This is a genomic window from Antarcticimicrobium luteum (assembly GCF_004358185.1).
Taxonomy (GTDB): domain Bacteria; phylum Pseudomonadota; class Alphaproteobacteria; order Rhodobacterales; family Rhodobacteraceae; genus Antarcticimicrobium; species Antarcticimicrobium luteum.
Genome location: NZ_SMUV01000038.1, coordinates 20,309 through 31,083, shown reverse-complemented (window position 1 = coordinate 31,083; position 10,775 = coordinate 20,309). Strand labels below are relative to the sequence as shown.

The window sequence follows — 10,775 nt, the reverse complement described above, 5'->3', positions numbered from 1 at the left end:
TCGACGCAAAAGACCTCATGATCGAACTCCAATGACCCCACCAGTTCCAGCGGCAGTACCAGCCGCGGCAGCGGACGGACGGACCCGCCGGCGGGCCGGCGGCGGCGAGGCCCGACCGGGGGGGCCTGGGCACCGCGAGACGCCGGAGGAAAATCCGGCCCGGGCTGCATTTTCCGCTTGCAGGCCCGGGCGGAAATTACTATCTCACGCCTCACTCAATGACGCGGGCGTAGCTCAGGGGTAGAGCACAACCTTGCCAAGGTTGGGGTCGAGAGTTCGAATCTCTTCGCCCGCTCCATTGAAGTCAAAGACCCAGGACGCGGGCGTAGCTCAGGGGTAGAGCACAACCTTGCCAAGGTTGGGGTCGAGAGTTCGAATCTCTTCGCCCGCTCCAATTTTCTTGCAGTGATATCAGAATATCGGCCCGGACGGGCGCCGCGTCGGTCGCGGTGCCGCCGCCGCGCGCCTACCTGCCGGCGCGCGCCAGCCCGCGCCCCCAGAACCGCCCCATCAGCAGCACCCCGGCGACCACCAGCCCGGCGGCCAGGCCCAGCCAGATGCCGACCCCGCCCAGCCCCAGCCCGAAACCCAACCCGTAGGAGGCCGGGAGGCCCACGCCCCAATAGGCCAGCCCGGCGATCGCCATCGGCACCCCGGTGTCCTGCACCCCGCGCAACAGGCCCAGCGCGACCACCTGCGCCCCGTCGACAAGCTGGAACAGCGCCGCCGCGGCCAGAAGCGCGCTGCCGATCAGCAGGATCTGTGCCCGCTCCGGATCATCGGGGGCCAGGAACAGCGACAGCATCGGCACCGGCAGCGTCAGGAACAGCGCGATGGTCAGCGCCGACATCGCCAGCGACATCGCCGTGACCACCGCCGCCCCGCGCGCCATATGCGCCCGGTCGCGGCGACCATAGGCATTGCCCGCGCGCACCGTGGCGGCATTGCTCAGGCCGAGGTGCACCATGAAGGTGGCGCTGGACAGTTGCAGCGCGATGCCATGGGCCGCCAGCGGCGCGGTGCCGAGCCAGCCCATCATCACCGAGGAGGCGGCGAACAGGCTGACCTCGGTCAGGCTGGTGATGCCGATCGGCACGCCGAGGCGGAACACCCGCGCGAACATCTCCCAGTCAGGGCGCCAGAGGCGGCGGAACAGCTCCTGCGCGGGCAGGCGGCGCAGCACGTAGAGCACCACCGCCGCCAGCGACACCAGATGGGTGCAGACCGAGGCGATGGCGGCGCCGCGGATGCCCAGCTCGGGCAGGCCCCAGTTGCCGAAGATCAGCGCGTAATTGGCCAGCGCATTGGCCAGCGCGGCCAGAACCGTGATCCACAGCACGACCTGAGTGCGCTCCAGCGCCGCGAGGTAGGATTTCAGCACCATCACCAGCAGCGCGGGAAACAATCCCCAGCCGGCCAAACGCAGGTATTGCGCCGCGTCCGCCGCCACCCGCGGCCCCTGCCCCATCAGCCGCAGGATCGGTTCCGATCCCCACAAAAGCGGCATCACCGCCGCGGCATAGAACAGCGACAGCCACAGCCCCATGCGGGTGACCCGGCGCGCGCTGGTCTCATCGCCCTCGGCGTTGGCGGTGGCCACCATCGGCATCACCGCCAGTCCGAATCCGGCCCCGGTCAGGAACAGCACGAAGAAACAGCTGCCCGCCAGCGTCACCGCCGCCAACTCCTCGACCCCGTACCAGCCGAGCATCATGGTGTCGGTCAGCCCGATGGCGAATTGCGCCAGATGCCCGCCCACCAGCGGCAGCCCCAGCAAGGCCACGGCGCGCACATGGCCGCCATATGTCATCGCGGTGCTCATGCATCGCCCTTAGGCCGACCGCTCCCCCGGCGCAAGATTTACGCCGGGGCCGTCCCGGGACGCGGGGAAACTGTCGCTATTTCACCCGGCTGCCCGGATGCAGCGCGGTGCCCAAGATATGCTCGGACCGATGGATGACGTGATGCGCCTGCCCGACGATCAGCGGGTCGGGCTGGCCGACGATGTCGTGATCCTTGTCCGGATAGTCGATCGAGGCCAGAAAATGCCGCATGGTGTTCAGCCGGGCGCGTTTCTTGTCGTTCGATTTGATGATGGTCCAGGGCGCGTCGGCGGTGTCGGTGTAAAAGAACATCGCTTCCTTCGCCTCGGTATAATCCTCCCACTTGTCGAGGGACGCCTTGTCGATCGGCGACAGCTTCCACTGTTTAAGCGGGTCAGTCTCGCGCGAGGTGAAGCGGCGGCGCTGTTCGGGCCGGGTCACCGAGAACCAGTATTTGTAAAGCCGGATTCCCGAACGCACCAACATGCGCTCCAGCTCGGGCGTCTGACGCATGAATTCTAGATATTCGTTGGGCGTGCAAAAGCCCATCACCCGCTCGACCCCGGCGCGATTGTACCAGGAACGGTCGTAGAACACCATTTCACCGCTGGTCGGCAGCTCCTGAATATAGCGCTGAAAGAACCACTGGCCCTTCTCCTCCCAGGTCGGTTTGTTCAGGGCGACCACGCGGGACGAGCGGGGGTTGAGATGCTCCATGAACCGCTTGATGGTGCCGCCCTTGCCGGCGGCGTCGCGGCCCTCGAACAGCAGCACGAATTTCTCGCCGGTCTCCTGCGCCCAGAGCTGGACTTTGAGCAGTTCGGCCTGCAACTGCGCCTTCTGCGCCTCATAGGCGCGGCGGCCCAGCTTTTTCCGGTAGGGATAGCGACCGGTCTCGAAGGCACGGCGCACCTCCTCGCGGCTGGGAACCCTCGGCATTGCAGGCGCGGTGCCCGAGGCCGCCGGCAGCGGCGCGGCAACGCCCCCGGAGGCGGGCGCGGAGGCGGGCGCGGGCGCGGCCACCGCGTCGGTTTTCAGGTCTGGCTCGGGCTGGGGGGGCATGATGGCGGGTGTTGGCACTGGCAAATTTCCTTTCTCTGAAATCATGTTTGTTATGTTAACCCATTTCTCGACCCACCGCCTTGATCGCCATCAACACCGCCGCGCTCCCGCGCCACCGCGCGGCCTGTGGTTCGTGACCCTGCGTCACCGCCCTGCCCCCTTGCCGGATCGCGCACAGGCGGTACGCTGGGCCCATGAAAACAGAATTCGTCGATCTGGACGGCCATCCGTTCTTTCTCCGCAGCTGGGGCGACCCGGCCAAGCCACCGTTGCTGATGCTGCACGGGTTCCCCGAATACGGCGGCGCCTGGGGCGATTTGGCGCCGCATCTGACGGACCGTTTCCACTGCATCGCGCCGGACCAGCGCGGCTATGGACAAAGCTGGGCGCCGGACGATGTGGCGCTCTACCGGGGCTCGCAGCTTGTGGGCGACATGGCGGCGCTGATCGACCATATCGGCGGCCCGGTCACGGTGATGGGCCATGACTGGGGCGCGGCGGTGGCCTATGGGCTGGCGATGTTCCGCCCCGAGCTGGTCAGCCGCCTGATCATCGCCAACGGCGTGCACCCGGTGCCGTTCCAGCGGGCGCTGGCCGCCGGCGGGGCGCAGGCGGAGGCCTCGCAATACATCCTCGCGCTGCGGCGCGAAGGGTCGGAGCGGTATTTCGCCGCCAATGATTTCGAGAAGATGAAGGCGCTGTTCCTCGCCAGGATGGACAACGCCTGGATGACGCCCGACAGGCTGTCCGACTATACCGCCGAATGGTCCCGGCCAGGACGGCTGAAAACGATGATCCACTGGTATCGCGCCTCGCCGCTGCAGGTGGCCAGACCCGGCGAGCCGATCACGGACCTGCCCGAGATGCCGCGCAGCCGGTTGATGGTGCGCTGCCCGCACCTGCTGATCTGGGGGCGGGGCGACACCGCGCTGCTGCCCGAGGCGACCGAGGGGCTGGAGGAGTTCGCCCCCGATCTGACCCGGGTGGCGTTCGATCAGGCCAATCACTGGATCTGTCACCAGATCCCGGAACTGGTGGCGCAGGCGATCGGGGACTGGTTGCCGGACGGCTAACGCCCCTTGCGGGAGAACACCATTTTCTGATCGGCCAGATCGGCCCTTTCGCCGATCCAGGCATAGGCCAGCAGTGCCGGATCGCGGTCGCCGACGGTGATGCGGTGCAGGTGCTCGGGCGGATTGAAGATCATCGAGCCGGGCGCATAAACCCCCTGATGGTTCTCGGACACCGCGCCGGAGAGGCAGATATAGCTTTCGGTGATGCCGCGGTGGGCATGGGCGGGATAGGTACAGCCCGGCGCGAACAGCACCACCCCGAGGATCAACTCGTCGATCACCACCGGCCCATGCGGGCCGCACAGCTCGGCATAGGCATAGCTGCCGCTCAGGCCCTTGGGCACCTTTTCATAGCCATGCTGCCAGGACAGCAGCGGCGCCACCGATTCCAGCGCCCGGACCACCGGGGCCAGGTTCTGTTCGCGCCCCAGGTCCAGCGCCCGCTTCAGATGCGCCGTCACCGGTTTGTCGGCGGGCGGTTGCAGCGTCACCACCGGATTTTTCGAGGTGCCCCGGCGCAGCGCCTCGCGCACGGCGCGCTGATGGCTGCGGATGCGGGGACTGCCCCCCGAGGGCAGAAAGCGGTAAAGTTCATAGAAATCGCGGAACAGATAACCCCAGTCCGGGCAGGACCGGAGGCGGATTTCCGGATCGGCGGCGCCCTGCAGTATGGTCATGATTTTTCCATCCTCGCGGAGAAAGTGGGTTTCGGCCCTCACTGAGGCAAACACCCCCCGGATTCTTGCCACAAACCGACATTCCGGCCCCCGGCAGCGGCCCCCGCGGGCCCGGCAAAGACCGGGGGGCGCCCGCGGCATGGCCCCGGCACCCGGCGCAGCCACTTCCCCCCGCCGGGCCACTCTGGCATACTGGCCCCCAACCAAGAAAAATGAGCAGCAGCCCATGCCCAACGACCTCCTCTCCGGAGCCGCCCAGACCACCTATGATGCCTCTTCGATCGAGGTGCTTGAGGGGTTGGAGCCGGTCCGCAAACGCCCCGGGATGTATATCGGCGGCACCGACGAACGCGCGCTGCACCATCTGGTGGCCGAGGTGCTCGACAACTCGATGGACGAGGCGGTGGCCGGCCACGCCAACCGCATCGAGGTCGAGCTGCACGAGGATTACTCGGTCACCATCCGCGACAACGGCCGCGGCATCCCGGTCGATCCGCACCCGAAGTTTCCGGGCAAATCGGCCCTGGAGGTGATCCTGTGCACGCTGCACGCGGGCGGCAAATTCTCCGGCAAGGCCTATCAGACCTCGGGCGGGTTGCACGGGGTCGGCGCCTCGGTGGTCAACGCGCTGTCGGATCTGATGGTGGTGCAGGTCGCGCGCGACAAGACACTTTACGAGCAGCGGTTTTCGCGCGGTATCCCGCAGGGGCCGATTGAAAAAATCGGCGCGGCGCCCAACCGGCGCGGCACCACGGTGACCTTTCACGCCGATGCCGAGATCTTCGGCTCTCACCGGTTCAAACCGTCGCGGCTGTTCAAGTCGATCCGCTCCAAGGCCTATCTGTTCTCGGGCGTCGAGATCCGCTGGAAATCGGCGATTCAGGATGGCGACACGCCGCTTGAGGCCACCTTTCATTTCCCCGGCGGGCTGGCCGATTACCTGAAAGAGACGATGAACGGCGCCTCGACCTATGCCGAGGCCCCCTTTGCCGGCACCGTCGATTTCAACGAACGGTTCAACACGCCGGGCAAGGTGGAATGGGCGATCAACTGGACTCCCTCGCGCGACGGCTTCATCCAGAGTTATTGCAACACCGTGCCCACGCCCGAGGGCGGCACCCATGAGGCCGGCTTCTGGGCCGCGATCCTCAAGGGCATCCGCGCCTATGGCGAGCTGGCCGGCAACAAGAAGGCGGCGCAGATCACCCGCGACGACCTGATCACCGGGGGCTGCGCGCTGGTCTCCTGCTTTATCCGCGAGCCGGAATTCGTCGGCCAGACCAAGGACCGGCTGGCCACGGTCGAGGCGCAGCGGCTGGTCGAAAACGCCGTGCGCGACCATTTCGACAACTGGCTGGCCGCCGATACCAAGAGCGCCGGCGCGATCCTGGATTTCCTGGTGCTGCGCGCCGAGGAACGGCTGCGGCGGCGGCAGGAGAAGGAGACCCAGCGCAAGACGGCCACGAAAAAGCTGCGCCTGCCGGGCAAGCTGGTGGATTGCTCATCCAACACCCGCGAGGGGACCGAGCTGTTCATCGTCGAGGGCGATTCGGCGGGCGGCAGCGCCAAGATGGCGCGCGACCGCAAGACCCAGGCGCTGCTGCCCTTGCGCGGCAAGATCCTCAACGTGCTGGGGGCGGCCTCGAACAAGCTGTCCTCGAACGCCGAGATTTCCGATCTGACCCAGGCGCTTGGCGTCGGGCTGGGGACCAAGTTCAACATCGACGATCTGCGCTATGACCGGATCATCATCATGACCGACGCCGATGTGGACGGCGCGCATATCGCCTCGCTGCTGATGACGTTCTTTTTCACCCAGATGCGGCCGATGATCGACACCGGGCATCTGTACCTGGCCTGCCCGCCGCTGTTCCGGCTGACGCAAGGGGCGAAACGGGTCTACTGCCTGGATGAGGCCGAGCGCGACGCCTGGATGGACAAGGGACTGGGCGGCAAGGGAAAAATCGACGTCAGCCGGTTCAAGGGCCTGGGCGAGATGGACGCCAAGGACCTGAAGGAAACCACCATGGACCCCAAATCGCGCAAGCTGATCCGGGTGACCATCGACGAGGACGAACCGGGCGAGACCGGCGATCTGGTGGAACGGCTGATGGGGAAAAAACCCGAATTGCGGTTCCAGTATATCCAGGAAAACGCGCGGTTCGTGGAGGAGTTGGATGTTTGAGGGAAACTGGGAAAAACGTAGTTTTATTTGAAGGCATACGTCCAGTTGGACGGTTTGATGTCAAACAGTTTGAAATGCACAAGACTAAGCTTTGTCACAAAGTTTTTCTTGATGCAGCCGATGAAGATTATGCCACAGCAAGATATGCATGGAGAGCGAGGCTTGCGAATGCATTTTGTTGGTCTGCAGGGCAGGCTATTGAAAAGTATACGAAATGCGCCCTCTTGCTTAATGGTGGATCTGCGAATTTTTCGCATGGTTTTTCGCCACACTTTAAAAAGCTTCAGTCAATTTGCGGAAACCTCATCGCGGATTCTATTGAGAAACCGGAAGATTTGGACTTAATCGAAGGAACCGAGGGGGAGTTTCCCGAAGGAACCTTCGATGCAATTAAAAGGTTTGAGGAAAATGGCCAGTCGAAGCAGCGATATCGTGAAGCGGGGCATTATGTAAGGCCCTATGACATACACAAACTCGATGCTCTTTGCATAAACATCCGGCAGGTTTGTGTGAGCCTAAATGAACTCAGAGAAGATGGCTTGACATGGAAAGAGTATTTAACTCAAAACCCAAAGACGCTAGTAGGCTTTGGGAGGCTGCAAAAAAGTGAGCGGCGTCATTTCCCGGAGATGAACGACGCTCTGTGTTCCGGGAACTTTCAGTTCTTTAAGGAACCTCCTGGGCCATTTCCTAGTATCTGGTTTTCGTGGCAAGAATCTGCAATTTTGAGCCTTCCAATAGACGATAGGAACTATTTAGAAGCACTAGATTGGCTGACGAGAAACAGCAAAATGGACAAAGAAAAAGTCGGGCAGTTTCTTTTGGAGGTATACAATAAGTAACGTGTTAGATCTGGTATCGGCGAATGTTAACTCAAACTGAGTAAACCGCATACACTCCGAATTCCTTCCGCCTGAACCCGCAGTCGCGCCCGGCCCGAAGGGTGGGGGCGGAACGCGCCCGCCCTTGGGGGGCGGGTCGGGCGCGTGCGCGATGCTTTGCATCGCGCATTGGGGCTGCGCGCCGACCGCCCGCAAGCTTCCGCTAAATCGGGGAGTTTCCGGCCCGTTCTGTACAGAGTGTAAACGGTTCAACAACCGAAAAGGCCCGCCCCCTTTTCCGAGGACGGGCCCTGGTCGTCTCTTCAGGCTGCGATCACTCGCTGGCGGTGCCGACCACCGGCAGCGCGCTCGGCCATGATCTCTTCAAGGTCACGATAGGACATGGCGCAGCGGACATAGAAAAACACCGCGTGCAGGATCACGCCCTTGGCCTTCCGGGCCGGACGCCGGCCGCGCGGCAGGCTGGGCGATCCCGATTACTGGGCCACGAAGGATTCGAACATCATGCTGAACAATTCCCGCTCGGTGGTGATGTCGAGTTTGTAGTACAGCCTGTGCTTGTGGTTCCGGATGGTGCCCACCCTCACATCGAGAAAGTCCGCGATCTTGCCCGGCGTATAGCCCTGCAAGGTGTAGCTCACGATCTTTCTTTCCGTTGGCGTCAGGCTGTTTTGCGCCGCGAAACGGTCGATCAACTCCTCGGATGTCAGGTCAAGGAACCCCGGCGAGACGGTTTCCAGCATCACCGCCTTGCCACTGGGCGCGATCGCGTTGGTGGTGTCGAGCGTTTCCCAATGCAGGATGATCTTGTCGTCGATCTTCTCCGACCCGTTGCGGAGCGATCCGACGATTTCCGGCAGCCGGGCCTCGAGCATGGCGTCGGCCTTCTGTGTCCACTGGCGGTTTCGGAACAGGATGTTTCCGGCGACGTCCTGGATCATCGTCGCGATCTCGCCGTCGTCCAGATCCAGGCCGACTTGCCCATAGAGCGTCTGATAGGTGTGAAGCGAATGGATCCGCGCCAGCAGCGGATAGATCAGCCGCGCCCGCAGCTGCTCGGCCTCGGAAAACAACCTGCGTGCCCGGTCGATGCAGATTGCGATATAGACGCCGCCGATCGACGGCAGCAGGAACACCAATTCGTCCCTGATCGCCGCGGATCGGTAAATCTCGTCGTAGAATAGGGTGTCGGACCCGTTCCGCCGCTGCTCGTCGAAGGTCACGACAGGTCGTGTCGCCTCGTCCCGGACCATCCGCAGCAGCGGGTCGATCCGATAGTAATTCTTAAGATAACTCTGGACCGCCTTCGTGCTCATCGCGGCGTTCACCAGAAATTCGGGCCGGGCGTACTGCGCGTAGCGGACGGTCAGGAAACGGCCGGAATCCATGTAGCGGGCCACCGCCGCGGCCAGTTTCCAGTAGAATTCATCCTTGCCCAGACTGTCGAGAACCGGCGCGAGATCCATGAGCAATTCAAGGGCAGGATCGGGCGCGCCTCGTTCGGTATGCTGTATTCCCTGCATGTTTCCCTCTCGCTGCATGATCCTAGAACTCCGCCCTGCGCGGGAAAAGCCCGGCATCGCCGTTCAGGGCGGAATTCGTCCTCTGCCTGAATATGAGGCAACCTGGCCGGGCGCATGATGACAGTTGTCATTCTTGTTCGGAATGGGCGTTTGCGATCTGCTGAGGCGGATCCAACCGAGAGAGACACAGTGCCCAGCCTGAGACCGAAAGCACGCGAAATCGTCGAGAGCCACATCCGGGGGCAAACCACCTGCGAGGAGACCGTGTCCGGCGTCTTCGCGCAGCTGCCGCGCATCCAGGAGGGGTGCAACGCCTTCACCGAATGGTTCCCGGACGAGGCGCTGGAAACCGCGCGCGCCCTGGATCGGAAGCGCGCGCAGGGCGCGGCGCCCGGCCTGTTGCACGGGGTTCCGATCTGTATCAAGGACATGACCCCGACCAAGGGGCATCATACCACGCTCGGATCCTGGACGAGCGGCGAGGGAAAGACATTCCATGATGCGGTGATCGTGCAACGTCTGAAGGCCGCCGGTGCGATCATTGTCGGCAAGACCACCACTGCAGAGCTGGCGTTTTCAAGCTTTACCAATACGGCCCGCTACGGGGTGACCCGCAATCCCTGGGACCTGACGCGAACGTCGGGCGGGTCGTCCGGCGGCTCTGCCGCCGCAGTTGCAAGCGGCGTGGTACCGCTCGCCGAAGGCACCGATATGGGCGGATCGGTTCGAATTCCGGCGGCAGCCTGCGGCGTGGTGGGGTTCAAGCCGAGCCTGGGGCGGATTCCCATGGACATCGTTCCGAGTGCGCTGGAAACCCTGTCCCATTTCGGCGCTCTGGCAGCCAGCGTCGAAGACGCCGCCCGGTTCGTCGCCGCGGGGGCCGGCCACCACCCCTCGGACATGCTGTCGCGCCGGAGCCGGTTCGACCTTGCCGCGACCGCCCCCAAGAGCCTTGCGGGCAAGCGGTTCGCGCTGTCGGCCGATCTGGGGTATTGCGCCGTCGACCCCGAAATCCAGGCCGGCCTCATGCGCATCGCGGACCGGCTGCGCCGCGCGGGCGCGGTGGTCGATGAGGTCGATCTGCCCTGGACGCGCGACATTTTCGATCAGTGGGCGATCCGCTGGTTCTGCCTGCTGGCAACCTTTCCCAATGCCCGGACGGCCGAGCAGCGCGCGCAAATGCATCCGGAACTGGCGGCGGGCCTGGAGCAGGCACGGAGCTATTCCGCGATGGACCTGATGGGGGTGGATCTGATCCGCAGCGATATGAACCGTCAGCTCAACAGCGTGTTTGCCCAATACGATGTCCTGCTTTGCCCCACGAATGCCGTACCGGCGCCGCCGGTGACGCAAAGCGACGCGGATTTCGAGAAGACGCTTCCGGACGGGAAGCTTCGCGCCTTCGACATGACGCACCCTTTCAACATGGTCCCGACAAGCCCGGTTCTGTCGCTCCCCATCGGCCTGACCGAGGGGCGCCTTCCGATCGGGATGCAGATCGTCGGCCCGCCCTTCGAGGACGAGGCGGTGCTGTCCGCCGCGGCCACCATCGAGGCGCTGATCGACCCGTTGCCGGTTCCACAATTTTGA

General features: G+C 63.9%; 8 protein-coding genes and 2 tRNA genes. 6 read left to right on the top strand and 4 right to left on the bottom strand.

All coding sequences use genetic code 11. From position 1 onward, the window contains the following. The first annotated feature begins 223 nt into the window (after positions 1-223). Both E1832_RS01865 and E1832_RS01860 read left to right on the top strand, forming a co-directional pair. A tRNA-Gly gene (locus E1832_RS01865) sits at positions 224-298 on the top strand. Between the two features lie 21 nt (positions 299-319). Further along, positions 320-394: transfer RNA gene (locus tag E1832_RS01860), tRNA-Gly, on the top strand. A gap of 72 nt (positions 395-466) precedes the next feature. Here E1832_RS01860 and E1832_RS01855 read toward each other — a convergent pair. Next, complete coding sequence (locus E1832_RS01855; RefSeq protein WP_133358042.1) at positions 467-1,822, bottom strand: MATE family efflux transporter; 1,356 nt, start codon at positions 1,820-1,822, stop codon at positions 467-469. A gap of 76 nt (positions 1,823-1,898) precedes the next feature. Continuing rightward, positions 1,899-2,885, bottom strand: a complete 987-nt coding sequence (gene ppk2 / locus E1832_RS01850) for a polyphosphate kinase 2 (RefSeq protein WP_133358041.1) — start codon at positions 2,883-2,885, stop codon at positions 1,899-1,901. 194 nt (positions 2,886-3,079) lie between these two features. On the opposite strand from ppk2, the gene E1832_RS01845 reads away from it, so the two are divergent. After that, positions 3,080-3,958: an alpha/beta fold hydrolase gene (locus tag E1832_RS01845; protein WP_133358040.1), complete on the top strand. Its 879-nt coding sequence runs from the start codon at positions 3,080-3,082 to the stop codon at positions 3,956-3,958. On the opposite strand, the gene E1832_RS01840 is transcribed toward E1832_RS01845, so the two are convergent. Beyond that, a complete protein-coding gene (locus E1832_RS01840) occupies positions 3,955-4,635 on the bottom strand; it encodes a dimethylsulfonioproprionate lyase family protein (protein WP_133358039.1) in 681 nt (226 codons plus the stop codon). The genes E1832_RS01845 and E1832_RS01840 overlap by 4 nt on opposite strands. A gap of 226 nt (positions 4,636-4,861) precedes the next feature. Here E1832_RS01840 and parE point away from each other — a divergent pair, with 226 nt between their 5' ends. Together parE and E1832_RS01830 are read left to right on the top strand one after the other, a co-directional pair. Then, positions 4,862-6,820 carry a DNA topoisomerase IV subunit B gene (gene parE, locus E1832_RS01835; RefSeq protein ID WP_133358038.1) on the top strand — a complete coding sequence of 653 codons (1,959 nt, stop codon included), beginning with the start codon at positions 4,862-4,864 and terminating at the stop codon, positions 6,818-6,820. Further along, positions 6,817-7,662, top strand: coding sequence for a HEPN domain-containing protein (locus E1832_RS01830; protein ID WP_133358037.1), 846 nt, complete (start codon positions 6,817-6,819; stop codon positions 7,660-7,662). Before parE ends, E1832_RS01830 begins: the two co-directional genes overlap by 4 nt. A 476-nt stretch (positions 7,663-8,138) precedes the next feature. Here E1832_RS01830 and E1832_RS01820 read toward each other — a convergent pair whose 3' ends face one another. Further along, complete coding sequence (locus tag E1832_RS01820) at positions 8,139-9,128, bottom strand: helix-turn-helix transcriptional regulator (protein ID WP_165978770.1); 990 nt, start codon at positions 9,126-9,128, stop codon at positions 8,139-8,141. Between the two features lie 246 nt (positions 9,129-9,374). Here E1832_RS01820 and E1832_RS01815 point away from each other — a divergent pair, with 246 nt between their 5' ends. Next, positions 9,375-10,775, top strand: a complete 1,401-nt coding sequence (locus E1832_RS01815) for an amidase (RefSeq protein ID WP_165978769.1) — start codon at positions 9,375-9,377, stop codon at positions 10,773-10,775.

What these genes read in the sequence shown, in the direction of transcription:
- ppk2 (WP_133358041.1), bottom strand. Translation starts at nt 2,885, where the DNA reads ATGCCCCCCCAGCCCGAGCCAGACCTGAAAACCGACGCGGTGGCCGCG.
- E1832_RS01840 (WP_133358039.1), bottom strand. Translation starts at nt 4,635, where the DNA reads ATGACCATACTGCAGGGCGCCGCCGATCCGGAAATCCGCCTCCGGTCC.
- E1832_RS01845 (WP_133358040.1), top strand. Translation starts at nt 3,080, where the DNA reads ATGAAAACAGAATTCGTCGATCTGGACGGCCATCCGTTCTTTCTCCGC.
- E1832_RS01855 (WP_133358042.1), bottom strand. Translation starts at nt 1,822, where the DNA reads ATGAGCACCGCGATGACATATGGCGGCCATGTGCGCGCCGTGGCCTTG.
- parE (WP_133358038.1), top strand. Translation starts at nt 4,862, where the DNA reads ATGCCCAACGACCTCCTCTCCGGAGCCGCCCAGACCACCTATGATGCC.
- E1832_RS01820 (WP_165978770.1), bottom strand. Translation starts at nt 9,128, where the DNA reads ATGGATCTCGCGCCGGTTCTCGACAGTCTGGGCAAGGATGAATTCTAC.